The sequence below is a fragment of the Ochrobactrum sp. SSR genome, from assembly GCF_030067775.1.
GTDB lineage: Bacteria > Pseudomonadota > Alphaproteobacteria > Rhizobiales > Rhizobiaceae > Brucella > Brucella teleogrylli.
The window spans coordinates 891890-917774 of record NZ_CP125971.1 but is presented as its reverse complement, the minus strand read 5'-3'; the positions used below and the strand labels follow the sequence as shown (position 1 = coordinate 917774).

The window sequence follows — 25885 nt, the reverse complement described above, 5'->3', positions numbered from 1 at the left end:
CGGTCTTATATAGGAGATCCGCAAAAGAGTTTGCTTCACTCATGTTAATGTTTCTATCAGATCCGCCAGATCGCGTACTGTCTTGATCTGCATAATCTTAATGGGGTCTATCTCTCGATCGGTGATCTCCTCAACTTCCAACAAAAGCGCTTCAAATGACAGGCTATCCAGCTCTTTGACGTCATTGATCGAGGCATCGTCAGAAATTTTTTCTACCGGCACAAATAAGGATTCAGCCAATATTTTTTTTTGCAATCACCAGCGAATCCATATTGCCACCTGCATTTTACTAAATGACCGTCACATAAGCGCCGTTGGACACGCGATCAAAGAGATCAATCACATCTTCATTCAGCATTCGAATGCATCCCGAAGAGGCCTCCGTTCCAATGGTCCAAGGTTCCGATGTTCCATGTATTCGATATAGGGTATCGCGTCCATTGGAATAGAGATAAATCGCCCTCGCACCCAACGGGTTGTGTGGACCCGGATCTATTCGTTGCGGAAGGTCGGGTGTAGTGCTGCGCATATCATCGGTCGGATACCAAGCTGGCCACTTTGCTTTCCGTCCGACAACGGCTTCTCCAGACCAGCCATAACCTGCCTGGCCGACTGCAACACCATATCGCATCGCCTTTCCGTCTGGCAAAATGAGATACAGGAATTTATCTTTCGTCGAAACGACGATTGACCCCGCTTTCCTGGGATAAGGCGAGACCACCAATTTGGGCTTAAAGCGTTCATCGAACTTCGTTCGGTCGACAATGAGAACCTTGTAACGTTCACCTTGATATCGGCTTTCTAGTTTTTCCAAATCAGCCCGGGACACCACGTCATTACTGTGTGCCGTGCATGCAGCCATTAAAACCGCCGATGCCCCACAGACAATATGCCTTAAACCCGCGCTGCCCATGCCGAATATCTTATACCTTTATAAGCAGCACCTGGTTGAACCAGGTGCTGACTTAAAAATTTACCAGCTGACTTTCATCCCGAGTGATGCGGAAACGTCGTAACTGTCGCCAAAGTTTTCAAATGAGGTGCTAGAACCAACTTCACCAAATAACGAATATTTGTCATTCGACCAATTGTAGGTAAAACCAAGGCCCAATCCGCCCCAAAGCCGCTCATTGCGACTACGGAAATCAACTCCTGACAAGTCTACCTTCGTGCCACCAAGAAACTCATTATAAACGTTGCCGATACCGTATAACGACAATCGCGATACTTTTCCTTCCCCATCAAGCCATCTGCGCTGCTTTTCGAGCGACAGACCAACTCGACCGCGCAAACTATCACCATCTTCTAGATCAACAGTGCTGCCAAATGGATCCACAAAGCGATCAAAATCCACTCTCGAATAGACGAGTTGCGCCTGGGGAGTAAGGGCCCAGTCTTCATTCAGAGCAAACCGCTTACCGATCTCTGCACTGATCGCGTATCCGGTTCCGTTATTACCGTCGACTAACGTCAAATCGCCCAGAGAATTTGAGACAATGTCGGTATCAAACCAGCTCATCTGCGCTTGCCCATCGACATAAAGACCATTAGCGCCATACCAGGTCAGGGTTGCGCCTATGCCGTAGCCCTGGGTATCTATCTCACCATATCCGTGTCTGGATTTTACATCCGAGTTGATTGAGCCGTAATAAGCATTGATCCCACCGATAACCTTACCAGCTTCACTCTCAAACAACATGCCGTCGACGCCGGCCTGAAGCTTGTAGAGGTCGTACTCGTATTCACTTCTAGTTGTGCTATATGCAGGCGCACGCTCACCGTGGCTAGCCTCAATTCGTCCCCAGACACCGTTGGCAGTTACGACAGATTTTCCGCCGTTGCCAAGATAATAGCTCGATTGCGCTGTCGTCACAGGACAACGGAAGTTGAGGCTTGCGTCCTTACAATATATTGTCTCGGCAGGCGGGCTTGGCTCGTTCCAGAACCGGTTCCCCACTCGCTGCTGCATCGTTGGCAACGCATTGAGAACCTGCAATGTTTGCGGATAAGTCTCATAAAGCGGGGCGCCGGGATGATACTTTGGCTCCTGAGGCGCTTCGGTAACTGGAGGATTAACCACGGGCGGCTGGCCACCAGGGGTTTCCGTGGGAGCTTCGGGCTCGGGATCTTCCGGTTCAAGGGGTGCCAAGATCGAGCGAAGATACCAATCATTCGCGCTTGCAGGCCCTTTCCCATCAGCAAGAGCATTTCCAGGACCTTTTACGAGGGCGTTGTATTCGTAAGCACCCGCAATCACCGAGTGGCCGAGAACAAAATCTCCGTTGCTGCTGTCACCGACGACCTGGATAACAGGAATGCCATTGCCAGTGGTAAGAGCGCCTACGCCGCCGAGATTATTTATATAGACCGAAGTGATCCCGGTCACGTTACCATACACAATAAACTTGTCGGCCGGAGAGGAGGAATCTCCGAGGACGACATCGAGCGTAAGGGCACCACCATTAGAGTGGTAATTGCTCAAAGTTGGCTGATTAAAATTGGGCTGGAGAATGCCGCCTATTGAAAGATTGTCAATCCGACCGTCGGCCATGTTGATCATGCCGGAATTATTCGTCGTTCCATGAACCACATAATTGTCGGTTGAAAAGCGAAAAGTCGACCCGCTTTCTATCGTAAGCCCCTTTTCCTCACTGCCAGTTATGTCAATGAGCATGTAGCCCATGGCGTAAGTAGATGTAGGATCAAGGGGGCTGGTCTGATCGTTCGGATCACCAAATGTAATATCAGCGTTGTTTCTCAGTACGACCTGATCCCAATTGCGGAAACCATCGTAAAAACCTGATAGGATGTCGCGAGTGCCACCATCGAAAACAATTTCGTTATTATTGGTCGTGGAGGTAAATTGACTACCTCCTCCTGCAAAAGAATAGGATGAAGGCAGAATGGCGCCTTCTTTGATGATCAAGGAATTATTATCCCCTTGTAAATGAATATTAGTGCTAGCGGTATTTGGAGGGGGCGGGCCGCCGTAGTCCCCTCCGCTTCCGCTATCTAAGATTAACTCTGTGTTGCCGTATGAGATAATCTTGCCATTTATAATGCCTTTATTGACAATTCGAACTGGACCGTTGGATGAGCTATCGGTGTAAAGTGCGGCCTGATCGCCGGATAAAGTTCCGTTAATGGTAACGTCAATGGCGCCACCCGCTAAAATACTAAGGCCCGTATCACCGGAAATCACCGTGTCGGACTGATCAGCATAAACGACGTCAAGGCCCCTAATGTCTAAAGCCAAAGCGCCGGAGGCATTGATCGAGGCTCCGGTCGTAAAACTGATAGATGTATTGACGCCAGAAGCGCCCAGCGTCTGCGGTGAAGTTTCGGTGCCCGAGCACGTATACTCGCCAGGAATGCTTGAGATGCAAGCCGAGGCTGCGGGTGAGGCGAGAGAGACAAGTGCCGTCGTCGAGAACAGCAATGGATACAAACGCAAAGCGCACGCCTTAACACTTTCAAACCGCTTAACTGTTGCGTTCCGATCTCTCATAATTATGCCCCTCTAAATTTCCGTCCATATTTTATATTTATATAATTAAGTGCAAGTCAACGTATTCGCCTTATAAAAACTATAAAGCGTCACATTTTTAAGTGGACCGAGTATTAGCATACTCTAATGTATTAGGTATCCCGGTGCAACAATAGCAGATCTAATGTGTATTTCAGCATAAACCTTGGCATCCCAGGCTTCCATCGCGTACATTGGCTATTCGGACACCTTCATCTTTAGAACGTCTCTTAAATCGATTAATCCTTTTCCAATCGCGCAACTCTGCTTCTTTGCCGAGTGCGGCAGCATCAGCAAAAGAATAGGTTCCGTTTTCAGATACCTAGATTACTAACTTCGAAAGGGCTTCACTTTTAGATTGCCAGTCAAGAACCGTGGCTTTGGGAGCCAGTGTCTAACCTTCAATCTTAGCAAAATCATCCCAGCTTAACACCCCAAGCAAATAACGAGTAAATCTTGGCACTTGCAGATTTGTGAGCTGTGTTAAGCACTCGTTCAATTCAAGGCGAACTAATACCGATTATCTCTTCCTTCCGAGCGCCGAAGCGAGATATGGCGCGCCCACAAGCGCTGCGAAAAGACCAAGCGGTAGCTCATAGGGGAATGTCGCATTGCGCGCGCCAAGATCTGCTATCGTCATCAGCAGCGCGCCGAGGATTGCGGATGCCAGCACATGGCTTGCCGCACGGTCGAACCCCATGCGTCGCGTCATATGCGGAGCCATCAGGCCCACAAAACTCAACGGACCGACGAGCAGCGAGGCAGCGGCGCTTGCAATACAGGCGAGAAGGATGGTCGACATACGCGCCATACCAACGGGGAGCCCCAACGACACAGGCGTCGTTTGCCCGAGTGGCAGGATCGTCAGCCAACGGGTCAGGAGCAGAGCCGCCAATGTCACGCAGACACCCAGAACCGCGAGAAAAATGCCCGTATCGGGCGTCGCGGATGCCGACGAACCGCCGAGCCATGCGAGAATTTGCCATGACCTCTGGTCGCCAATGGCGAGGAAAACACTCAGTACAGCCGACGCGAATGAACTGACGGAAATGCCCGCCAAAAGCAACCGGTTGGGGGAAAGATGTCTCTGGCTCGCAAAGCTGAGGACGACGATCATCGCTGCAAATGCACCTATAGCGGCGCACACCAACAGCTGAAAATTGTTGGGCGTGGCAAACAGGGTCAATGCGATTGCAAAACCAATCCCCGCGCCGCCGCTGACGCCGACGACTTCCGGGCTTGCCAGCGGGTTGCCGGTGAGACGCTGGAGAATGGCGCCTGCCATCGCCAGCAGGCTACCCGCCGCCGCCGCTGCCAGAAGACGCGGCCAGCGCAGAGGCAGAAGTTCGACAAAATCCCTTCCCGTCAGCAACGACCAGCCATCGGGTGTGCGCACCAGCGAAAGCGCGAGGAACGCGGCAATCGCAAGCAAGGCCAGCAAGAACATGGCTTTGGTGGCCGAGGCGCGCGCGAATATGGCTGAGCTGCCGCCAGCCGATGCGGAAGAGCGAACACGCGGGATCAGCCACAGCAGCAGCGGCCCCCCGATCAGAGCCGTCACCGCGCCGGTCGGGAATGTTTCACCGAGACCGGAACCGAGCCATTGCACGCCGCCATCGCACAGCCAGAGCAGAATTGCCCCGGCGAGCGGTGCCGCAACCAACACCGTACCGGGCTTGCGAACACCAAGTCCCCGTACAATTGCAGGCGCGGCAAGGCCAATGAAGCTGACAAGTCCGACATTGGCAGCAACACTCGCCGTCAGCGTGACGGCGACCATCACCACCGCCACGCGCAGCCATGCCAATGGCACGCCGAGCGCCCGTGCGCTGCTATCGCCAATGCCGATAAGCGTCAGGGGGCGGCTCAACATGATCGCGGCAACCAGACCTATGACGAACTGCACCGCCAGCACTTTTGCCGAAGACCAATCCTGCTGGCTGAGCGAACCGCCGTTCCATGTCACCAGCGACATCAGATATTCGCCTTGCGAAAGGGTCATGGCGGCGGAAATTGCGTTGCACGTTACGCCGACAAGCAGGCCCGAAATCACCATAGTCACCGGCTCAAGGCGGCTTCGCCATCCCAGCAGAAAGACGATAGCGGTTGCAAGCCCCGCTCCCGCAAGCGCGACCGCCCAGCGAAACTCATCAAGCAGGGCCGGGAAAAACAATGTGGCCGTGACGATGGCAAGCTGCGCGCCGGACGAAACGCCAAGCGTCGATGGATCGGCAATCGGATTGCTTAAAAGCCTTTGCAGCAGCGCACCGGCAAGCCCCAATGCGGCACCGGCAAAGATGGCGACCGCTGCGCGCGGCAGCACCGCGTAGGCCAGAATGACCTGTTGGGTATTCATTTTATCCGGATTGAACGGAACGGCAGGCCATTGCGCGAATGGCAGAAACGCGCTCGCATTCCACAGACACAGCGCCAACGCGGCCACGATGCCAACCACAGCCGCTACGCTAAAATTCCTTTGCGTCACCGGCTGCCCTCCGGTTGTTCCAGCAGGGCATGTTTCAAAAGGCGCGCGAAGCGCAATCCCGCAGTGATGCCGCCATAAGGATTGACATTACCCAGCATATGAACGCGTCCCTCGCGGACCGGCTGCAGCGAGCGCCAGATCAAGCTGTTACGCAGGCTGTTGCGCGCTTCGACTGGAATATCGGAAATGATAACGATCCGCGCTTCCGGCTTTTCTGCAAGAGCTTCCAGCGGCACGGGAGCCGCGAACGTAAAGCGCGAACGGTCCGTCCACGCATTGGGAAGTCCCAACCTAGACAGAATATCACCGAACATGCTGTCATCGCCGAAAGCGCGAAAATGGCGCGCATCGCCGATATTGATGAGATATGTCGCGCGATCCACGAAAGGCTTCAGCGTCCCTGCGGTTTGCGCAAGAAAAGCTTCCTGCTCGCTTAGAACAGCCTCTGCCTTTGCCCCGAGTCCCAGCCTGCTTCCCAGTTTCGCTACCGCCGCAAGGGCCTTCTGATAGGGTGGTTCTCCCTGCACATAAAACGGCAGGGACAGAACCGTAGCGGTAGCTTTCAGCGCCGGTTCATGCCGGGTGTAGAATGGAGAACTCAGGATCAGATCAGGTTTCAAGAGATAAAGAAGTTCGAAATTCGGCGACCCCCGAAGGCCAAGATCGGTAACCAATGCGGGGATATCCGGCTCGACTGCATCCTTGCGAAACTGAATCAGTTCCGTCGCAGCAATCGGCGTAACGCCAAGTGCTATCACCGTTTCGAGCATTGCCCAATCGATGGCTGCGATGCGCAGCGCCGAACTGGCGCGTGCGCCCTGCGGCAAAGCCAAAGCCGCCAGAAGGCCCAGAGCTTTCCGGCGGCTGATCTTAAGGGACGAGAAACCCGCCCCGTGTTGCGGGTTTTCTACCATGAAAAGGTCAGCGTACTCATATAGGTTCTGCCGTCACCATAGTTACATCCAAAGGAACTGCAACTTGCGACATACTTCTTGTCCGCAATATTCTTGACACTGAGTATCCCCTTTATGCCATCCTTCTGATAGTGGACGGCTGCGTCTACCAATGTCACTCCGTCGAGGTCGTAGGTATTTCCCGTATCGCCGTAGCGTTGGCCCAGATAGCGTACTCCACCGCCGAGGCCGAAACCGTGGAGAGCCGAGCCCTCCTCAAAGGTATAATCCAGCCAAAGGCTTGCGGAATGTTCGGGCACATTGGGCGGGCGATTGCCGTCGTCTTTCCCGCTGACGATTTCGGCCTCCATATATGTGTAGGCGGCGCGCAGATTGAGCCCCTGGGCGAGGCTCGCTACACCTTCCAGTTCCAGCCCCTTTACCTGCACTTCGCCAATCTGTTCGGTCGTTGAGCCACCGCCCGGCAGCGCAACCGAAATCGGTACATTCTGCTGGCGGAGATCATAGACTGCAGCGGCGAAATAACCGTCCCAGCCATTCGGCTGATATTTGACGCCAGCCTCCAACTGCTTGCCCGTCGTCGGCTGCAGAACCCCTGCCGTCGCGGAAACTGCCACCGGTTCGAAGGAAGTTGAATAGCTTACATAAGGCGCAATGCCGTTATCGAAGACATAGCCTATGCCGGCCCGTCCGGTCAGCTCTTCGTCATCCTGATCAAGCGAGCGGGCAACCGGCGTTGCAGGCACATAGTTGGTCGAGGTGCCGCGCGTCGTCGCCCAATCCTGACGCAAGCCGAAGGTCGCACGCCAGTTGTAATAGGTCAGTTCATCCTGCGCATAGATACCGAGCTGCGTCATGCGGGAATCCACATGGGTGTTCACCGAGTCGCGCAACAGCTTTATCGGCCCACCATAGACCGGATTGAAGGCATCGAGAGGCGTTGCGCTCCAGAACTGTGTCTTGGCGCTGTTGTCGAAATAGCGATAGTCGACACCGAAGAGGACCTTATTTTCGACAGGTCCCGTGTCGAACTCCGCGACCAGATTGTTGTCGATATTGAATGTGTTGAGCAGTTCATCCTGAAAGGTCGCCGTTCGGTTGATGGTCCGCCCATCGGCTGCAAGCCCTGCCGTTGCATAGCCAAGCGCCGTATAATCCCAGTTCTGATTGGAGTAACGGGCGTTCTGGCGGAACGTCCAGGTTTCGTTGATGCGGTGCTCCAGCTCATAACCGAGATTGACGACATTGCGATCGGAATCGTCGAAGCTCGGGTCACCGACGTAGAAATGGGGGGGGGAGACTGTAATTTGTGGCATTCAGTGTCAGACTTGGCGGCAGGCCTGAGGGCGAGCTGGGATTGTCATGCTGGAAGCTGGTCAGAATTGTCACTTTGGTATCTTCGTCGGGCTTCCAGGTGAAGGCCGGGGCAATGAAGTACCGATCATTGTCGAGATAATCGGTTTGGGTTCCAGCTTTGCGCACCAGACCCGTCATGCGATAGGCAAGACTGTCATTGTCGAGAACCGGGCCACCCACATCGAAAAATGTGCCGTAAGTATTATAACTGCCAGCCTGAAAGCCGATTTCACCGAACTTCTCGAAAGTCGGGCGTTTGCTGATCATATTGATGAGCCCGCCGGGATTGCCCTGCCCGAACATGACCGAAGCAGGGCCGCGCACCACCTCGATACGCTCCAGCATATAGGGATCGACCGCCGAGGCGCCTGCAGTCCGCATCAGGCGCAACCCGTTCAAGAACTGCACCTGCCGGCCGTCGAAGCCGCGAACGAGAGGCGAGTCAAAACGAGGGTCGGAACCGTAGGGTTCAGAAACAACTCCTGCCGAATAACCAAGCGCTTGCCCCAAAGTCTGGACGCCCTGCGCCCTGATCTGATCGGCTGTGACGACTGAAATCGATTGCGGCGTCTCAACCAGCGGAGTTCCGGTCTTGGTTGCACTGATGCTCGTCTTTGCGACATAGCCTTTTACGGGGGCCGTCGGGTCCTCACGGCTACCTTCAACGACGATGGGTGCAAGAACTGTAGGTGCCGCGGCCTCCTGTGCAAACGCTCCGGTCACAGCGGCAAAAGTGGTACTGGAAATGGCTGCAGCGGACAATAGACCGTGCAATCGGGCTAGGACGCTCACTGGGTTCCCCTCAAAACATAAACTGGACTGCATTAATCATCTTTTGTCGATCGATCCAATAAGTTGAGGGTGTCTTTTTCATAATCATAACTTATGATGCTTACTGCCGTCATAGTTTTGAATTATTCAAAAAAGCACGCAAATGCCGCCAGCTCCGAATAAAAACACTGCCGCCCGCTCCTTCGAGTTGCGCCACTTGCGCTATTTCTGCGCTCTGGTGGACGAGAAGAATTTCGAGCGCGCTGCCGCGCGACTGGGCATCGCCCAACCCGGCCTCAGCCAGCAGATCATGGCGCTAGAGGCAATCATCGGCTCGCCTTTGATCGACAGGTCACGGCGTTCGGTGCAGCTGACCCAGTCTGGCGAGGTGCTTTACCGCGAAGCGCTCAAGATCCTCGCACAGACCGACGCGGCCATGGTGGCAGTCAAACGCGCCGGGCGGGGCGAAATCGGGCAGGTCTCCATCGGCTATGTCGCATCGGCCGCCTATTCCGGCATCGTTTTCGAAACCATCCGTACATTCCGGGCGGAATATCCCGATGTCGCGGTCAACCTCACTGAAATGGAACTGCGAATGCAACTCTCGCGCATTTCGGAAGGCTTGCTGGATATGGGTTTCATCCGCTGGCCCGCCCCGATGCCGCCCGGATTGACCAGCCTAATCGTGAAGCGTGAACCTCTCGTTGCCGTGCTGAATGAAGCCCATGCCCTAGCGAATTGCAGCACACTCCGGCTCGACGCCTTGAAGGGAGAAACCTTCCTCACACCGCGCCAGCCGGCCGACACCGGCTTTCACAGGACGACACTCGAAGCCTGCCGAAGCGCCGGTTTCGATCCAGATATCAATGCGCATGCACTGGATTTCACCGAAATAGCAAGCCGTGTCGCAATTGAACTCGGTGTGGCACTGGTGCCCAAATCTATGAATGCCGTGGGCCTTCCTGGCATATGCTATGTGGATGTAAGCAGCATCACTACGACCTCAGATGTCGCCATCGCCTTCCGAAAGAGCGAATCCTCATTAGCCGCAAGGAGCTTCGTTGCGCTCTGCCGCCGTGCAGCCTAAGAACACTGTTTTGGCCCAGCCCGCCAGAAGCAGTTCGGTGGCGAATGCTTCGGGGCGATGCTGGCGTCCGCGGTCAATGGCGATCAGGATGCATAGAACCGGTTCGTATCGGACCTCGCCGACATTAAGAACTCACTCGATCAGACATTCCGGAAGTAAGATGCATAATCCGGCTGCCATCGAACTCTTCGGGCTCCCAGTCGAAGAGCTTTATGGAAATATGCTGGGTAGGTGGCGGTTCGTTGCAAAGGAGCAGGCTATTGCCGAACTTCGGCGGCTTCCGACGCCGGCAACAGCTGTGGCCGAGTCAGCATTTCGGGCAGAAGCACTGCGACAAGGCGTTCTTTCGACATCAATCGCTTTTCAAGAACCAGATCATATACGCTGCGACCGGTACGTTGCGCCTCAACCGCGATCTCCGTCGCATTCCGATACCCGATATATGGATTGAGCGCTGTCGCAATACCGATCGATTGTTCGACCATGCCTCGCAATCGTTCTGTATTGGCGGTGATGCCGATAACGCAGTTTGCTTCAAGTGTGCTGCATGCCGCAGTGAGATGATTAATCGATCGCGACAGGCTGTAGAAGATGATCGGTTCGAAAGCGTTCAATTGCAGCTGGCCGGCTTCGGCCGCCATTGTAATAGACACATCATTACCGATGACTTCGAAAGCAACCTGATTCACAACTTCCGGAATGACCGGGTTGACTTTGCCAGGCATGATGGATGAACCAGCCTGCCGGGGTGGCAGGTTGATCTCGTTGAAACCGGCGCGAGGCCCCGAAGACAGAAGCCGCAAATCATTGCAGGTCTTCGAAAGCTTGACGGCCACACGCTTGAGTACGCCGGAAATCTGAACGAATGCGCCGCAATCCTGTGTCGCCTCTATCAAATTGGGTGACGTTATCAGTTCGATCCCGACGATATCCGAGAGCCGCGCCCGGACTTTCGCTGCAAAGTCTGGATGAGAATTAATTCCGGTTCCTATCGCTGTCGCACCGAGTTAAATCGGAGCTTTAGAGCTAGATTTCTGTAGGTGGCTCAAAATAGCACTTCGGCGGTGGCTGCTATTGTTAAGCAGAGTGATTGGTAGGGTATACTGAACGGGCGGCTTAACCCAGAGGAGCATTGAACGTCACAATAGACTGGGCGTTAATACTCCCTATAAAACTTGATTCTACGATGGGGCAATATTCATGAAGAAGAGATTTCGGGGGCAGAATTACATTCTGTCGCACGTAATTGGATATTCGATAGATGCAGCTGCCATCTATTTGATGTGCTGGTATTTCGTTAAGAACGGGAACGTCCCCGGAACGGCAGCACTGTTTTTCCTTTTCTATGTAGCGTTCGGCCAATTGAATAGGTTCTACTCTGGCCTGAAGCATGTCCTTTGCTATATTTTTCTCGGGCGAAGAAAGGAAGAAACAGAGCGATTAAAATCCCAGTTTGAAAGCCACGGCATCGAACCCATCACGCTGAAAAATAATGAAGTCGATAATTTTCTGATTTCCTCGGCCGAGGCTGGCAAATATTCGGATAACAAAGAGGCGAGTTCAATGCTCGCTTCTCAGTGGCTGAAAAACCAAGTTCTCGAACTCGGATGCCCACCGATGGAAGCGTGGATTCATCGTGATATGATCAAGAGAGCACTTGAGCCGAACAAGCAGTAGTAAGCTTCGATGGCCCGCATGATCTGCGAGGTCTGCTCCTGCATGCCTGCGCAGATCTTCGCGGATAGGTGACTATCACCATCAGAATATAACGAGGCCAACCATGAGCCGCACGATAATCCACCAAGAGCTTAGCCCCGACGCGCAAACCAAACTGAAATTTTTCAGCGGTCAGATGGATCTGTTATTTGCATCGCGGAAAAATTCTGGATTGATGATGTGCCTGAGCACAACTACCACGCAGAATACTGGGCTGCGTTTACCGACAACGGCTCGATATTCGATAGTTTAGAAACAGCTATTCGTGAGCTTCCCGTGGAGTATCCGTGGCTGGCACCGGAGAAAGGCTAGTGTACCGCGCGATGGACAAGGTCACTAACTACGCGCTCATCGCGTTCATCATCGCAGTTATCGGCGTAGGTCTATACCGGCTATATCCGGAAGCAACTAATCCTTACGTGAACTACTTTGTCGATCACTACTATAAGGATATAACCAATGGCAAATAAGGCGCTGATCGAAGCAATCGCAGAAATTCTCTGCACCGAATGCGACGGTACCGACTTTGGCAGCCTGAGGTTCTTTCCCCGCTACAGGATCACGCCAAGCTTGCTGGCAGCAAGCAGATTTCCGACGGCTGGGAGATGATAGCCCGATTGGGGCGTGGGGATAGGTGCGGCTGGCCCAAGAGCGCATTGCGGAAAAAGTGGTACGATAGCCAACAAGACCGAACACGCATTTTGCACAGTATTGATCTAATCAGCGAATTTTATTCGCTAAACTCGGAGGACGCAGTGGCTCTTACGAACAGGCTAGCCATGCAATCCAGGATACGCCGGACATGGTGGCAAGCCACTATGGGAGATTTTTGCCGCAGGATAAGGCCGCGCTGGCCGCAAAGATACTCAATCAGGTCTGGATGGAAGTGTGAAGAGAACCGCGCCTGACATTTGTCGTCTTATGGGAGCGGTGCTGCACGCAGCCGCTCTCTCACTTCATCGAAGCTCAAGCCGAACCTCGCCAGATACTTGATCAGGCGATCTGCATCGTTGGCGCTTTTCTTCTCCTGCCGCGATTGCGCAAAGAGAACGCGTCCGGCCGCACTTGCCGATTGGCTCTCACCGCAGGTTTTCAAGACCGCAGAGAGTTGCGCTTTGTCGAAAAGGTCAAGCTTATTGGCGCCATCTTTCCCCATCACCATTTCAATAGTCTCATGATCGGGATCTTCGCCCGCTTTTGACCGCCACAGTCGTGAGAGCCTGGCAATTTCCTCTTTGACTTCATCAGCCGTAATGCGTCCCTGAGGAGCAAGTGTGGCCATGCGGGTAATTGAGGCAGACAGATCCCGGAAGTTGGCATGCCAGTGGCCGTGAGGACCGGTTGCGAAATCAAGATAATATTGGCGGGCCTCCTTATTGAAGGTTACGTTCTGCCCTTCCCTTTCCAGATAGCGTTTTAGCTCAAAGTCGACATTCGGCTCGATGTCCTCGGGGCGTTCGCGCAAAGCTGGCAATTGAAACGTCCAGAGATTGAGACGAGCATAGAGATCCTCGCGGAAACGCCCGGCCTGAACATCATCGCCCAGATCGCGATTGGTGCCGGCGATCAGCTGAAACTCTGCCGAGGCTTCCTTGTCCGAGCCGACGGGCAGAAACCGTTTGTCCTCAATGGCTCTCAGACACATCGCCTGTTCATCAAGGCCAAGATCGCCAATTTCATCGAGAAACAAAACGCCCTTGTCTGCCGATTTGAGAAGGCCGGCACGTTCTCCGACTGCTCCGGTGAACGCACCTTTTGCGTGGCCAAACAATGTGGACATCGCCTGATCCCCCCGCAAGGTTGCGCAATTGACCTCTACAAAAGGGCCGGTGACTTTGTGCTGGGCCTTTTTCAGATCATAGATGCGACGCGCCAGTTGCGATTTACCCGCACCTGTCGGGCCTGTCAGCAATACAGGCGCAGTGGAGCGGATAACCACGCGCTCGATCTGATCGATCATCCGGTTGAAGGCCTGATTGCGTGTAACGATCCCCGATTTCAGGAAAGTTGCCGCATCCTCACGTTCCGATGCAAAGCGTTTTGCGATCTCATCATAGCGAGAGAGATCGAGATCGATGATGCTATGCGTGCCAGCAACATCAATTTCAGCATCCGGATCGGCGTCTTTATAGCGCGGCGGGGAAAGCTGCAAAAGGCGTGCGGGGATGATGCGCGCTTCGGTCAGCAGGAACCAGCATATCTGCGCGACGTGAGTGCCTGTGGTGATATTGACCAGATAATCTTCCGCATCCGGATCGAAAGGATAATCGCGGGCGAAATCGCGAAGCTTGGTATAGACCTCCGAGAAATCCCAGGCGTTGGTATAATTGACGATATTGCAGTTGACCTCTGTTGCCGGTGATACCGTGCCAATATCTCCGATAATGCGCTTTGCCAGCGTTTCGGAATGATTGTCGTGCAACAGTTCGACACGATCGATGAACAGCCCCTGCTGCTGGCAAAGCGCAACATTCGGCCTCCAGCGCGACCATCGTTTGTCCCACTTGCCCACATCAAGGGTTGTGCCGAGAATGCTGAAGGCGACGCGTTTTTTCATTTTATCTTTTTGTATAAATGCTTCTATCATGAGATAGAATAATCGAAGCTCGTTCTTTGCTCAACAAATGGTCTCCATATTTCTTCGATTTTTATTTCTCTTCTTTTTCAACATGTTATAAATTTTTTCCGCCATTTTTAAATGCAGCTTCGCAAACTGGCACGCTTCTTGGAATGTAAGGGTCAACGAACATTCAAAAAAGGTGACGCCATGGTGAACAAGGCAATCTTCAAAACTTATCTGGGCAAGCTGCTCCCAGTGACAAACACGGTGAACGAAGCTGGTGCCCCCGCATATAAGCTGACGCCGAAGGAAGCCCTGGCTCAATTCGCAGTTACCGGCACTTTCAACGGAACGTTTTATGTAGATGGCGAAACGCAAGTGAGTGCCCTGCATGAACTCAGCTCCCAGGTCGAGCCAGAATTTCTGGCCAGACTTGCCGTTTATGCTGCGCAAAAAGGCCTCATGAAGGACATGCCGGTCACGCTGCTGGCACTTCTTTCGACCCTCCAAAGCAATGCATTTGCTGCTGCATTCCCGCAGGCAGTGAAGAGCGGCAAGATGCTGCGCGGCTTCGTGCAGGTCATGCGCTCCGGCGCAATGGGACGCAAGTCACTCGGAACAAGGCCAAAGAAAATGGTGCAGGCATGGCTTGAAACGGCCAGCACGCGCCAGCTTCTCAACGCCATGGTCGGTAACGACCCGTCTCTCGCGGATGTCGTCAAAATGGTTCATCCGAAACCGGCAACCGAAGAACGCAAAGCGTTTTACGCCTGGATTGTCGGCAAGCCATACGACTACGCAGCGCTGCCAGTCGAAGTGAAATCTCTGGAAGAGTTTCGGCGCGATTTGTCGAAACCAGTACCGGACGTTCCGTTTCATCTGCTGACTTCGCTGCCGCTGACACGCGAGCATTGGGTCGAGATCGCACGAAACGGAAGCTGGCAGATGGTTCGCCAGAATCTGAATACCTTTGCACGCAAGGGTGTATTCGACGTCGAAGGGATGACAAAGGAGGTTGCCCACCGTCTTTCGGATCCGGAAGCTGTGCGCAAAGCCAGAGTTTTCCCGTATCAGCTGATGACAACGTGGAAAGCGGCGTCGGCAGCGGTACCGGAAGAGGTTCGCGATGCGCTCCAACAGGCAATGGACGCAGCTCTGGCCAATGTGCCGGCGTTGGACGGCCAGGTGGTTCTTTGCCCCGACGTTTCCGGTTCGATGGGATCCAGCGTCACCGGCTATCGCAAGGGGGCGACCTCGGTCGTTCGATGCATCGACGTGGCTGGCCTGATGACTGCCGCGTTCCTGCAGCGAAACCCGAATGCTCGAGTGATGCCGTTCGAATATGACGTTGTCGATGTTCGGCTGAACCGTCGTGACTCGGTCATGACCAATGCCGAGAAACTGGCAAGCATCGGCGGTGGCGGCACCAACTGCGCTGCACCTCTGGCGAAACTTGCCAATGAGCGGACAAAGGTCGACCTGGTGGTGTTCATCTCGGATAACCAGTCCTGGGTAGAGCAGTCGTATTATGGCAGCCCGTCAACAAAGATGCGGGAATGGGCGCGGATAAAAAGGCTCAATCCGGCTGCAAAGCTGGTATGTCTCGATATCCAGCCGTACCAGACGACGCAGGCGCAGAGCCGAAACGACGTGCTCAATATAGGCGGTTTTTCTGATGCCGTCTTCGAGGTGATTGCAGCTTTTGCCAATGGCAAAAGTGGTCCAGAGGCCTGGCTGCAAAAGATCGAAGCTATCGAGCTTCAATAAAGGCAATACTCGCGCCGGTTTCCCGGCGTGAGCAACTGCAACGAATGCCGGTCGAAACTACAGATCGTTACTCTCCAGGTCGCAGGTTCGAATCCTGCCGGGTTCTCCTTTTCTATGGACCCGTAGCTCAGCGGTAGAGCAGGCGTTTCACCAATTCTTGTCGTTGCAGACAATCTAGATATCTGGCGAATGCCTGAGGAACTACATTGGTAAAGCCGCAAGGCAAGCAGATTCAAATTCTGCACTCTCGCAAGAGAGACGGTTTCTCAAAAATTTGTCGCCAGATCAAAGACGGGCAGTTGCGAATGCCGGGTGGAACTACAGCACATCTTTGGGTGGTCTGGCAGGTTCGACTCCTCCTTTGCAACACGCTCTCTGGCACGAGCGGGGCCATCCTAGTTTCGCCCATCGTTGTCGCCGCTGTCCGTCTTCACAAATGCATTTTCGCAAAATGCAAGACATGCCCCTCACCTCGGTGAAGGATCAATTTTAGAAACGAAGACAATTGAGAAGGACTGCAAAAGCAGGAAAGACAATGGTTGAGAAACTCAGCGGCCAGGATCTGATCGATGCAGGATTACTGCAGGGTAGATGGTTTCGTGACGCACTCGATGCCGGAAATGACGTTCTGCGTGACGGCGGATCGCGCGAGGCGGCACTTGCGGCTGCGATGGCGTATCAACCCGCGCCGAAACTACCGCTGAAGGGAGCCGGCGATATCGATATTCACATGAATATCCGGGCTGAAAGTGCTGCGGAACAGGCAAACGTCGAAAATGTGCGCGCAACCATGCGTGAACTCTCGCGCACGCCCGGTATTCGCGCGGCCGCGATCATGCCCGACGCCTGCCCATCCGGGCCGATCGGTACGATCCCGGTTGGGGGTGTCGTCGCTTCTGAAGCAATTCATCCAGGTATGCACTCGGCTGATATTTGCTGTTCGATGGCGATCTCCATTCTTCCAGGGGTAGCGCCGCACGAACTGCTTGATGCAGTTCATGCTGTGACGCATTTCGGGCCAGGCGGACGTCCTCGTGGCGCTCAACTCAAGCCATCCGATGCAACGCTTACAGCTATCGAGGCGAACCCATATCTGAACCAAATTGCAAGTGTCGCTGTTGAACATTATGCGACGCAGGGTGACGGCAATCATTTCGCTTATGTCGGGCAGATGAAGTCAACGGGAGAAACGGCGCTCGTTACCCATCATGGTTCGCGTGCGCCCGGCGCCCGGCTCTACGACCGGGGCATGAAAGTCGCCAATCGCTTCCGCGAGGTGCTTTCGCCGGAAACCTTAAAGCAGAATGCCTGGATTCCAGCCGAAAGCGAAGAAGGAGAACATTACTGGAAGGCGCTCCAGATTGTCCGTCAGTGGACAAAAGAGAACCATTTCGCCATTCACGACATGGCTGTGTCCAGACTCGGAGCGAAAGTTGCCGACCGTTTCTGGAACGAGCACAATTTCGTCTTCCGGAAGTCTGACGGTCTCTTTTATCACGGCAAAGGCGCAACACCGGCCTTCGACGGATGGGCGGACGATGCAACAGACCTTACGATCATTCCGCTCAACATGGCGGAACCGATCCTGATCGTACGGGGTTCGAATGCAGCGCACGGTCTTGGCTTCTCGCCGCACGGTGCGGGACGTAATTTCTCCAGAACCGCACACCTTCGACAGCTGGCTGCGGAATATGGAGCAGATTCACGCGGACTGAGCCCGAACAACATTGCCGATATTCTGGCAAAGGAAACGAGCGGGCTTGATGTTCGTTTCTTCAGCGGTAACGCCGACGTTTCGGAACTGCCCGGCGCTTACAAGAACGCCGCTCAGGTCAAGGCGCAGATCAGTGAATACGGACTGGCCGAGATTGTCGATGAGGTCATTCCCTATGGCTCGATCATGGCCGGCGACTGGCAGAAGAACGCACCCTGGCGTAACAAGAAAAAGGGCTCACAGAAGTCTGAATAACGAGAATGGCCCGGATATCCGGGCCATTCTTTTACATCGATCACAAGCGATAGCTCTTCACCTCATTTCCGCGTTCCATGTTACGGTTTTCAAGATGACGTGCGGCCTTGGCCTCTTCAATTTTGTCCTCCTGGAGATGCTTCAGGACCATTCCAAGACGTTCTAGCGCCGTTGCCTTGTTTCGATGCTGAGATCGCTCATTGCGGGCGATTAACTGGATACCCGTTGGAATATGGACAACACGTACGGCACTGTCGGTTGTGTTCTGGTGCTGACCGCCTGGCCCGCCAGCTCGCAAAGTTTCAAATCGAACGTCATTTGGCAAAATGACGATCTCATCAATTCCTGGCTGCGCGATCCGGCTCACTGATATGAACCAGTTCTGTCGCTTATGCTGCGGTCGAACAAGGCTTTTGAACACCAACCTTATTGTTCCGCAAAATTCTTGCGCAATCTGGTCAGCCGCTTCTCCCTCGATAGTCACCAAAGCGGATTTAGGGCCATGCTTATCGGACGCAATTTCTGCTGTAACGTCGAACAGGCAATCGCGATCTTGTGCCTCTTTAGAAAGGATGTCGATGAAGCGTCCGACTGCAATACGGCATTCAGCAGGCCCACTTCCCGAAGATATAAGTAGATCAACGCTTTTCATTGCGCATCTCCCTCTTATTCCGTTTGTCAGAATTTTTGCGAGAATATCCCGGTCGATTGACGGCTTTCTCGTAAGTAACAAGTGGACGCATAGTTGCAACACGTTCTACCAACTGATGTGCCTCCAGATCCGTCACGACCTGGCCGCAGTCTTTATAGGCGGAGGCAGCTTCTTCAATGAGGAGTGAGCGGTCATCGCAGATCGCCCGCCCACCCCAATCGTTGCGTGCTAATTGCTCTCGATGTGAACGTGAAGTGCCGACACGACCGTGCATGCTTGCCCGATCATATTTACGCCCCGCTCCGTGAGAAACTGCGCCGAGAGACTGATGCACTTCTTCCCGAGCCCGCACGATGTAACTGAGGCTTGCTCTCGATCCGGCAATTGGAACGAGATCGCCGCTCTCAACCGCTGCCGCGCCTTTGTGGTGCACAATCCCCTCGGACCGAACGCGCACCAGATTATGCGGCACATCTGCTACGAGGCGAATATCCGCTCGTAATGCTCGTGCAGCGCGTTCCGCAATCAAGTGGCGGTTCAGTGTTGCCCAGGCGACACATCGATCATGCATTGCCATCCATCGCGTAACAAACGGATCGTCTATCTCAATTCCAACGTTCGGTTTTTCGTTAGTGGCGAGGAATTCTGCAAATAGCGCAGCTCCCACGCCGCGAGAACCCGAATGAACGAGAAGATACAAGCATTGATCGTCGATCAAATTTGCCGAGGATGATCCGGAAACCTGATCGACAGCTTGCAATTCGCAAAAGTGATTGCCGCCGCCAATCGTTCCCAAGGCTTCCGCGAAGAAATCGTGCGGAAGGCCGTGAGCAGATAGCGCGTCCTCTGGATCGCTAACTTTTTGGTGCTCCAGTTCTCTTAGTCGCTGTTCGGCCTTATCGATGCTTAACTTACGCAATGGCAAATCGAGTGCGAATAAAGCCATCCCGCAACCGATATCGTTGCCGATCAATAGCGGATGAAGGCGATGAGAAAGAAGTGCAACGCCTGTTGCGCCGTATTTTCCCGGATGCAAATCGGGAAAAGCAGCAAGTGCCTTTGCTCCATCAAGACGTGACATTTCTTCAAGCTGTCGAAGGGCTTCACCCTCAATCCAACTTTGCTCGGAATAATAACGACGAATAGTTGCCGGAGAATGTCCTCCGGCGTTGATAGAGCCGAAGCTCCCAGTTTGAATGCCCATGATATAAACTCTGGATATGGGATATCGTCTGCTGGCGTAACCAACAGCTCAATCAGCATCCGTCAGTAAAGACTGAATTAGGCTGAAGCCCCAACGGGTCGAAGGATGATGTTTTGCATCGTCGTGCTCCCTTTCCAGATAAAGCCGCATCGGCCGTAGAATAGGCGGCTCATACAAAGCCAATGGCAAGAAATCAACCTGATGTTCCGCAGAGCATGGCCACGCTTGAACGAAAGAACCCAGTTTTTAGTCTATTGTGGTAATGCCGCATCACTAAAGGGCTTACCTGTTTTCATAGCAAATCTTGCCTTTCACCCACATATACAAAAAGCTTGTTTCTTTCTGCATCTCATGCGATATGCGCGGGCACTCCGTATTGCCGCGGCTGCTGAACCCTGGCACCCACGGAGAACAAAATGAACACAATACCCATCTGTCGCACCAGCAACATTGCTGGTCATGAAATTCGGTCGGTCGTAGCTCACGACGAACCGGAACGCAGCTTTGCGCGATCACTTTCGGATCTTGCAAGTGCTTTGCCCTCGCAAGAAGACTTCGCTCGAAAGAATTCCTCGCTTCGTGCTGTCGTAACAACTCCCGACTTCCATCCTGGAAAGCCGGTCCCAGTCGGCGTAGTCGCGGACATTGAAGGCGCTGTACTGCCGCATATGATCGGCTCCGACATAGGCTGCGGTATGCGCATGATTGTCCTTGAAGGCGTCACAGCGGATCAACTATCAATACCAGATCTCGAACATCACCTTCGACATGTCTTCTTTCAGGGCGAGAGAGACATCGCTTTGACGGGAATGGATCGGCACGCAATTTTACGCGATGGACTGCCTTCCAGGTTTACGGCGTGCGTAAAGTCTGGCGGCAGTTGCAGCGAGAAGGCTACGACATCGCCCGCTGCACGGTCGCTCTGCTTATGAGGTTGATGGGACTACAGGGCATCATCCGTGGCAAACCCGTCAAAACCACCGTGTCGGACAAGGCCCCACCATGCCCGCTCGACCGGGTGAACCGGCACTTTTTCGCGCCTGCGCCCAACATGCTCTGGCTTTCTGATTTCACGTATGTGGCCACTTGGCAGGGCTTTGTTTACATCGCGTTCGTGATCGATGCCTTCGCTCGCCGCATCGTCGGTTGGCGAGCAAGCCGGACTGCCCATGCGGGTTTTGTTCTCGATGCCCTCGACCAGGCGCTTCATGATCGGCGGCCCGTCCACCGTGGCGGACTGGTTCACCATTCCGACCGCGGATCGCAATATGTGTCCATTCGCTATTCCGAACGGCTGGCGGAAGCGGGCATCGAGCCGTCGGTCGGGAGTGTTGGAGATTCCTATGACAACGCTCTCGCTGAAACGATTAATGGTCTTTACAAGGCCGAGGTCATCCATCGGCGAGGACCGTGGCGCAACTTCGAAGCGGTGGAGTTCGCCACGCTGGAATGGGTAGATTGGTTCAACAACCGTCGCCTTCTGGAGCCCATCGGCAACATACCGCCAGCCGAAGCCGAAGAACGATATTACGCCATGCTGGACGCACCGGCCGTGGCCGCATAGCTTAAACGAAATGGCCTCCGGCAAACCCGGCGCGGTTCACACCTCCCTCCTACCTGGATCAGAGCAGTATCGGGTTCGCCTCTGGGCGCGCTCAGTCTATTCGCGCAACCAGTTTTCGACCCTCAGAGCACGGATGCGTGAGAATTCTCCGGTATGGGCCGTGACTAACACCACCCCGAGCGCATAAGCATGGGCAGCGATGAGGAGGTCATTCGGACCTATGGGCTGACCAACGGCTTCCAATTCGGCTCGGATTCGTCCAAATTCGGCGTCGGCAGGCATATCAAGTGCGAGCACTTGCATACTTCCAAGAATGGCCTCGATGTGCGCCAGTAGCTTCGGCGATCCTTTCTTGGCGCATCCATAGCGTAACTCCGCTGCCGTGATAATGCTGACGCAAACAGCTTCTGGTCCAACCTCGGCGATGCGTTTGGCGACAGCGCCCTTGGGGTTTCGTGCAAGCTCGGACACGACATTGGTGTCGAGCATGTAGAGCGCGCTCACAGATCGATTTCTTTCAACGGTAGCAGGGTATCGTCAATATCAGGGAACTGATCTTCCGGCCCAAGCGGTTCCAGCCCGGCAAGCACTTCCACCAGGTTCAGGCGACGCACCGGCTCTATGATAAGTCGATCTCCATCGCGATGGATCATCACCCGGTCGCCGGGAAGTTCGAAGTCAACTGGAATGCGCACAGCCTGACTCTTATTGTTACGGAAGAGTTTCGCTTCCCGTGCTGGTGTAGGTTCGGAGTGTCGGAGCTGTGGCATATTGGTCTCCTTTGTATATACACGAGTATATACTTTGCAGCCGGATACATTTCAAGCGGAGCGCGGTCGCTAGCGCGCAATTGTACGTCGTTCAGCGAGATTGCAGTGGTTCATAGCGGGCAAGAAACTATGATGTGGGAAGGCACCGTCTGCGACGGGAGTGCATGACGGAGGAGACGCCATTCTTCGAAAATATATATAAAAAGCAAAAACTTACAAAAAATCGTGTAATCGTTTTTATGGAACTTTTGGATGTGCCGACGTTGACGCCACGCTTCGCCCATTTTTTCACGAGGCCACGCCTTCAACGCTAGGCCATTTTCTCCGACGTGGCGACTGTATCGGGATCACGCTTTGCAATCGCCTGCGGGACGGTTTTCCGTCTCATGATAGATAATGTATGTCCGATATCAGCGCCTTTGAGACAAAACTGGTTTAATTAAGAAGAGAGGATTTTCGGCTCATCATGGCTTATTCAAAGGAAGCGAAGATGAGACAGAAAACCGGGCCACATACATCTGCGGCGGAGAAGACGATCAAGGATATACGTCGCGCGACGCGTAAGCATTATTCGGCAGAGGATAAGATCCGTATTGTTCTGGACGGTCTTCGTGGCGAAGACAGCATCTCTGCACTGTGCCGCCGCGAAGGTATAGCGGAGAGCCAGTATTATAGCTGGTCGAAGGAATTTCTCGAAGCAGGCAAGAAGCGCCTTGCTGGCGATACGGCCCGCTCGGCGACCAGTGACGAGGTTCGGTCACTGCGTCGTGAAAGTCATGACCTGAAGGAGGCATTAGCCGACGTCACACTGGAAAACCGACTACTCAAAAAAAGCATGATCGGGGATGGGGGCGACGACGAATGAGATATCCCGCCACGGAAAAGCTTGAGATCATACAGCTTGTCGAGCAGTCGCATTTGTCAGCCAGGCAGACGCTGGAAAAGCTGGGCATTCCAAGGCCGACCTTCTATCGATGGTATAATCGGTTCCTTACCCACGGTGTCGAGGGGCTGGAAGACCGGACGTCTGCACCTTCGCAGGTGTGGAATCGTATCCCTGATGATATCCGAGATCGCATCATCGCACTAGCGCTCGATCATGCCGACCTGTCACCGCGTGAATTGGCGGTGAAGTTCACTGATACGGAAAGTTATTTTGTATCAGAGGCTTCGGTCTATCGCTTACTCAAGGCTCACGACCTGATCACGTCGCCAGCCTATATCGTCATCAAGGCCAATGACGAGTTCAAGGACAAGACCACGAGGCCGAACGAGATGAGGCAAACCGACTTCACCTACCTGAAGGTCATCGGTTGGGGATGGTTTTACCTATCGACCATCCTCGACGATCACTCCCGCTACATCATCGCCTGGAAGCTGTGCACCAGCATGAAGGTGGATGACGTCACCGATACACTCGATCTTGCATTGGCCGCCTCAGGCTGTGACAAGGTCAGTGTCGAGCATCGTCCCCGCCTGTTGTCGGACAACGGTTCGTGTTACGTCGCATCCGATCTCGGCGAATGGCTGGAGAAATACAAGATCGACCAGGTTCACGGCGCTCCCGGCCACCCGCAGACGCAAGGGAAAATCGAACGCTGGCACCAGACGCTGAAGAACCGCATCCTGCTTGAAAACTACTTCTTCAAGGAGGACCTTGAAGCCCAGATCGCGGCCTTCGTCGAGCATTACAATCATCGCCGTTACCATGAGAGCCTCGACAATCTCACTCCCGCCGACGTCTACTTCGGACGCGGACAGACCATCCTGCTCGAACGCGAAAGGATCAAACAAGACACGATCAAAAAACGCCGCTTGAACCACCAGGCCAAAGCGGCTTAAATCAACCCCTAAACCGAGCCGGAAACTCCAATCTTCAAAAGCACAAATAGTCTCAAATCATTCGACGACGGACAGTCATACACCACCTGGGTTGAGAGCTCTGCTTGCCGAAATACAATGTCTCGTGATGTTCGATTTCTGACGGCGACTCCGGCCCTCCTTTGCAGGCAAGATAGCTCGGGGCCGCTAGAAGTATCCATGGCACTTTAGCTAGCGGTCGCTGTATCAAACGAGAGTCTGGCAACGGTCCAGCATGAGTTCGGATCGCCACGTCGTAGTTCTCTGAAATTATATCCACGAGATGATCCACCGGATACTGCACCAGGCTGACCGTTGGATATCTCGTTAGAAATGAATGGACCATTTCTGGCATTGCACATTGCGCTAGCGATGTGGATGTCGTGTACCGCACGACGCCTAGAGGTTCCGCCACTCTGCACTTCATAGCGGCCTCTGCCTCGTTCGCACGCTCAACGGTCGCAGCAGCGTGACGGTAAAATTCCAGCCCTGCCTCGGTCAGAGAAAAATGTCGAGATGATCGGCGAAGGAGAACCAGAGACAGCCTCTCTTCCAACTGCTTTATTCTGGTGCTTAGCGTCGAAGTAGGAAGACCGAGAGCCCGACCTGCTCCCGTAAAACTCCCGTGCTCCACGATTGTCGCGAAATATCGAAAGTCATTCATGTCTAGCATTCGGTCCCGGTACCTCCTCCAAAAGACAATGTTCAAGGGTGGCTGCTGAACCTCAGCCGATGCACCGTCGAGTTGCTTATGGAAGGATGCCCCCGTCAGCTGCTTTCGTGTCGCCTGCCCTTTGATCGATTCAAAGCTCTAACCTGATTGAAGATCCGAGGCGGGTCTTGGATATAATCTGCGTGTTTTATCGAATTTTGCTATGCCTTTATGAAGCTACGTAATGGGCCGAGCAGTATAACGCTGACCTTAAGCGTCCCATTTCCACGGGTCACCGCGCATAGATGGCGGCTTTGGACACCTGGACCTTGCTAAGGTGACGGGGTCGCGTCGTTTACATTACCGCATACTAGTCAGCCAAAGCATCGGCGACACGCCACATTTCGACTTGAACACGCGCGAAAGATGACCTTGATCTGCAAATCTGCACTCTAGAGCGACCTGAGCCAGCGGCATGCCCCTTTTCAGCATTTCCTGTGCTTTGCTTATACGGAAATCCAGAAGCCACTGATACGGCGTCGCGCCAGTCGCGCTTGAAAGCTCGGATGAAATAACTGACGGATAACCGAAGAAGAGAAAGAGGAGCTTGCCGCGAACATGAACAGGCTGACATTCCGCAAGGGCGAAATTATCTCTCAGCGGGATACGGCATTGACATCCTTGATGATCGGCCGCAGCGGGGTCGTGGCAATCGATGAACGCGATGACAACGAGACATTGGAATTGTCGCGCCTTGCTCCGGGAGACTTCTTCGGAGAACGTGGCGTGCTTCTGGGCGCGCTGGAGTTTGCGGATTATCGGGCGCTGACGGCTGCCGTCATCTACGAAGTCCCCAAAGATAAGATTGCTCAGATCATGCGCGAACGACCTGCAATTGCCGAAGAACTAGCTCTTCTTCTAGACAATCGGACGAGAGCTGAAGAGGCGCTGCATCGTGATGACCACCCGCACGCCAGTGCGCATCAATTAGCGCTTTCTAAGCGGATCAGACAACTTTCCATGGTCTAGGAT

Annotated in this window: 19 protein-coding genes and 3 pseudogenes; 8 read left to right on the top strand and 14 right to left on the bottom strand. The window is 53.8% G+C overall.

Annotated features, from left to right (window positions below):
- Positions 1-39: 39 nt before the first annotated feature.
- The 6 genes and pseudogenes from QLQ11_RS21745 to QLQ11_RS21720 form a co-directional block, all read right to left on the bottom strand.
- Positions 40-255 carry an acyl carrier protein gene (locus QLQ11_RS21745; RefSeq protein WP_371836020.1) on the bottom strand — a complete coding sequence of 72 codons (216 nt, stop codon included), beginning with the start codon at positions 253-255 and terminating at the stop codon, positions 40-42.
- Between the two features lie 34 nt (positions 256-289).
- Positions 290-913: a L,D-transpeptidase gene (locus QLQ11_RS21740; RefSeq protein WP_283735416.1), complete on the bottom strand. Its 624-nt coding sequence runs from the start codon at positions 911-913 to the stop codon at positions 290-292.
- A 60-nt stretch (positions 914-973) separates the two neighbouring features.
- The gene (locus QLQ11_RS21735) at positions 974-3508 is read right to left on the bottom strand and encodes an autotransporter outer membrane beta-barrel domain-containing protein (RefSeq protein ID WP_283735417.1); all 2535 of its coding nucleotides are present in this window, start codon (positions 3506-3508) and stop codon (positions 974-976) included.
- Positions 3509-4046: 538 nt separating this feature from the next.
- Positions 4047-6011 carry a Fe(3+)-hydroxamate ABC transporter permease FhuB gene (fhuB, locus tag QLQ11_RS21730; protein ID WP_283735418.1) on the bottom strand — a complete coding sequence of 655 codons (1965 nt, stop codon included), beginning with the start codon at positions 6009-6011 and terminating at the stop codon, positions 4047-4049.
- On the bottom strand, positions 6008-6925 hold the full coding sequence (locus QLQ11_RS21725; protein ID WP_283735419.1) for an iron-siderophore ABC transporter substrate-binding protein: 918 nt from the start codon (positions 6923-6925) through the stop codon (positions 6008-6010). Before QLQ11_RS21725 ends, fhuB begins: the two co-directional genes overlap by 4 nt.
- Positions 6919-9106 (bottom strand): annotated as a pseudogene (locus QLQ11_RS21720) (TonB-dependent siderophore receptor). Before QLQ11_RS21720 ends, QLQ11_RS21725 begins: the two are co-directional and overlap by 7 nt.
- Positions 9107-9215: 109 nt before the next feature.
- On the opposite strand from QLQ11_RS21720, the gene QLQ11_RS21715 reads away from it, so the two are divergent.
- Complete coding sequence (locus tag QLQ11_RS21715; protein WP_283735421.1) at positions 9216-10139, top strand: LysR substrate-binding domain-containing protein; 924 nt, start codon at positions 9216-9218, stop codon at positions 10137-10139.
- Positions 10140-10396: 257 nt separating this feature from the next.
- Here QLQ11_RS21715 and QLQ11_RS21710 read toward each other — a convergent pair.
- Positions 10397-11146: pseudogene (locus QLQ11_RS21710) on the bottom strand (lyase family protein); the annotation flags it as partial.
- Positions 11147-11339: 193 nt separating this feature from the next.
- Here QLQ11_RS21710 and QLQ11_RS21705 point away from each other — a divergent pair.
- The gene (locus tag QLQ11_RS21705; protein ID WP_283735422.1) at positions 11340-11816 is read left to right on the top strand and encodes a hypothetical protein; all 477 of its coding nucleotides are present in this window, start codon (positions 11340-11342) and stop codon (positions 11814-11816) included.
- 958 nt (positions 11817-12774) lie between these two features.
- On the opposite strand, the gene rtcR is transcribed toward QLQ11_RS21705, so the two are convergent.
- Positions 12775-14412 carry an RNA repair transcriptional activator RtcR gene (gene rtcR / locus QLQ11_RS21700; RefSeq protein ID WP_283735423.1) on the bottom strand — a complete coding sequence of 546 codons (1638 nt, stop codon included), beginning with the start codon at positions 14410-14412 and terminating at the stop codon, positions 12775-12777.
- A gap of 210 nt (positions 14413-14622) precedes the next feature.
- On the opposite strand from rtcR, the gene QLQ11_RS21695 reads away from it, so the two are divergent.
- Positions 14623-16182, top strand: coding sequence for a TROVE domain-containing protein (locus QLQ11_RS21695; RefSeq protein WP_283735424.1), 1560 nt, complete (start codon positions 14623-14625; stop codon positions 16180-16182).
- A gap of 535 nt (positions 16183-16717) precedes the next feature.
- A complete protein-coding gene (locus QLQ11_RS21690; RefSeq protein WP_283735425.1) occupies positions 16718-18151 on the top strand; it encodes an RtcB family protein in 1434 nt (477 codons plus the stop codon).
- A gap of 40 nt (positions 18152-18191) precedes the next feature.
- Here the strand turns inward: QLQ11_RS21690 and prfH are convergent, their stop codons facing one another.
- The gene (gene prfH / locus QLQ11_RS21685) at positions 18192-18803 is read right to left on the bottom strand and encodes a peptide chain release factor H (protein WP_283735426.1); all 612 of its coding nucleotides are present in this window, start codon (positions 18801-18803) and stop codon (positions 18192-18194) included.
- Positions 18790-20007: an RNA ligase RtcB family protein gene (locus tag QLQ11_RS21680; protein ID WP_283735427.1), complete on the bottom strand. Its 1218-nt coding sequence runs from the start codon at positions 20005-20007 to the stop codon at positions 18790-18792. Before QLQ11_RS21680 ends, prfH begins: the two co-directional genes overlap by 14 nt.
- A gap of 416 nt (positions 20008-20423) precedes the next feature.
- Here QLQ11_RS21680 and QLQ11_RS21675 point away from each other — a divergent pair, with 416 nt between their 5' ends.
- Positions 20424-20939, top strand: coding sequence for an RtcB family protein (locus QLQ11_RS21675; protein ID WP_371836019.1), 516 nt, complete (start codon positions 20424-20426; stop codon positions 20937-20939).
- Positions 20852-21571: pseudogene (locus QLQ11_RS21670) on the top strand (IS3 family transposase); the annotation flags it as partial. The gene QLQ11_RS21675 and the pseudogene QLQ11_RS21670, both read left to right, overlap by 88 nt.
- Positions 21572-21667: 96 nt before the next feature.
- Here QLQ11_RS21670 and QLQ11_RS21665 read toward each other — a convergent pair.
- A complete protein-coding gene (locus QLQ11_RS21665; RefSeq protein ID WP_283735428.1) occupies positions 21668-22075 on the bottom strand; it encodes a type II toxin-antitoxin system VapC family toxin in 408 nt (135 codons plus the stop codon).
- Positions 22072-22341 (bottom strand): antitoxin, encoded by a 270-nt coding sequence (locus QLQ11_RS21660; RefSeq protein ID WP_283735429.1) that lies wholly within the window; start codon positions 22339-22341, stop codon positions 22072-22074. The genes QLQ11_RS21665 and QLQ11_RS21660 overlap by 4 nt, the downstream gene beginning before the upstream one ends.
- 490 nt (positions 22342-22831) lie before the next feature.
- On the opposite strand from QLQ11_RS21660, the gene QLQ11_RS21655 reads away from it, so the two are divergent.
- Positions 22832-24183 (top strand): IS3 family transposase gene (locus QLQ11_RS21655; RefSeq protein WP_283735430.1). Its coding sequence is split into 2 segments (ribosomal slippage): positions 22832-23168 and positions 23168-24183, totalling 1353 coding nucleotides; the frame shifts between segments, so codons are not numbered across the junction.
- 52 nt (positions 24184-24235) lie between these two features.
- Here QLQ11_RS21655 and QLQ11_RS21650 read toward each other — a convergent pair.
- Positions 24236-24865, bottom strand: a complete 630-nt coding sequence (locus QLQ11_RS21650) for a LysR family transcriptional regulator (protein WP_371836073.1) — start codon at positions 24863-24865, stop codon at positions 24236-24238.
- Positions 24866-25213: 348 nt separating this feature from the next.
- Positions 25214-25426, bottom strand: a complete 213-nt coding sequence (locus QLQ11_RS21645) for a helix-turn-helix transcriptional regulator (RefSeq protein WP_371836072.1) — start codon at positions 25424-25426, stop codon at positions 25214-25216.
- Between the two features lie 45 nt (positions 25427-25471).
- Here QLQ11_RS21645 and QLQ11_RS21640 point away from each other — a divergent pair, with 45 nt between their 5' ends.
- Positions 25472-25882: a cyclic nucleotide-binding domain-containing protein gene (locus QLQ11_RS21640; RefSeq protein WP_283735431.1), complete on the top strand. Its 411-nt coding sequence runs from the start codon at positions 25472-25474 to the stop codon at positions 25880-25882.
- Positions 25883-25885 lie beyond the last annotated feature (3 nt).

Excerpts from the sequence above, each read along its gene's own strand:
- QLQ11_RS21705 (WP_283735422.1), top strand. The coding sequence starts at position 11,340 with ATGAAGAAGAGATTTCGGGGGCAGAATTACATTCTGTCGCACGTAATT.
- QLQ11_RS21690 (WP_283735425.1), top strand. The coding sequence starts at position 16,718 with ATGGTTGAGAAACTCAGCGGCCAGGATCTGATCGATGCAGGATTACTG.
- rtcR (WP_283735423.1), bottom strand. The coding sequence starts at position 14,412 with ATGAAAAAACGCGTCGCCTTCAGCATTCTCGGCACAACCCTTGATGTG.
- QLQ11_RS21650 (WP_371836073.1), bottom strand. The coding sequence starts at position 24,865 with ATGAATGACTTTCGATATTTCGCGACAATCGTGGAGCACGGGAGTTTT.
- QLQ11_RS21715 (WP_283735421.1), top strand. The coding sequence starts at position 9,216 with ATGCCGCCAGCTCCGAATAAAAACACTGCCGCCCGCTCCTTCGAGTTG.
- QLQ11_RS21740 (WP_283735416.1), bottom strand. The coding sequence starts at position 913 with ATGGGCAGCGCGGGTTTAAGGCATATTGTCTGTGGGGCATCGGCGGTT.
- QLQ11_RS21725 (WP_283735419.1), bottom strand. The coding sequence starts at position 6,925 with ATGGTAGAAAACCCGCAACACGGGGCGGGTTTCTCGTCCCTTAAGATC.
- QLQ11_RS21735 (WP_283735417.1), bottom strand. The coding sequence starts at position 3,508 with ATGAGAGATCGGAACGCAACAGTTAAGCGGTTTGAAAGTGTTAAGGCG.
- QLQ11_RS21675 (WP_371836019.1), top strand. The coding sequence starts at position 20,424 with ATGAACACAATACCCATCTGTCGCACCAGCAACATTGCTGGTCATGAA.
- QLQ11_RS21695 (WP_283735424.1), top strand. The coding sequence starts at position 14,623 with ATGGTGAACAAGGCAATCTTCAAAACTTATCTGGGCAAGCTGCTCCCA.
- QLQ11_RS21660 (WP_283735429.1), bottom strand. The coding sequence starts at position 22,341 with ATGCCACAGCTCCGACACTCCGAACCTACACCAGCACGGGAAGCGAAA.
- QLQ11_RS21640 (WP_283735431.1), top strand. The coding sequence starts at position 25,472 with ATGAACAGGCTGACATTCCGCAAGGGCGAAATTATCTCTCAGCGGGAT.
- prfH (WP_283735426.1), bottom strand. The coding sequence starts at position 18,803 with ATGAAAAGCGTTGATCTACTTATATCTTCGGGAAGTGGGCCTGCTGAA.
- QLQ11_RS21680 (WP_283735427.1), bottom strand. The coding sequence starts at position 20,007 with ATGGGCATTCAAACTGGGAGCTTCGGCTCTATCAACGCCGGAGGACAT.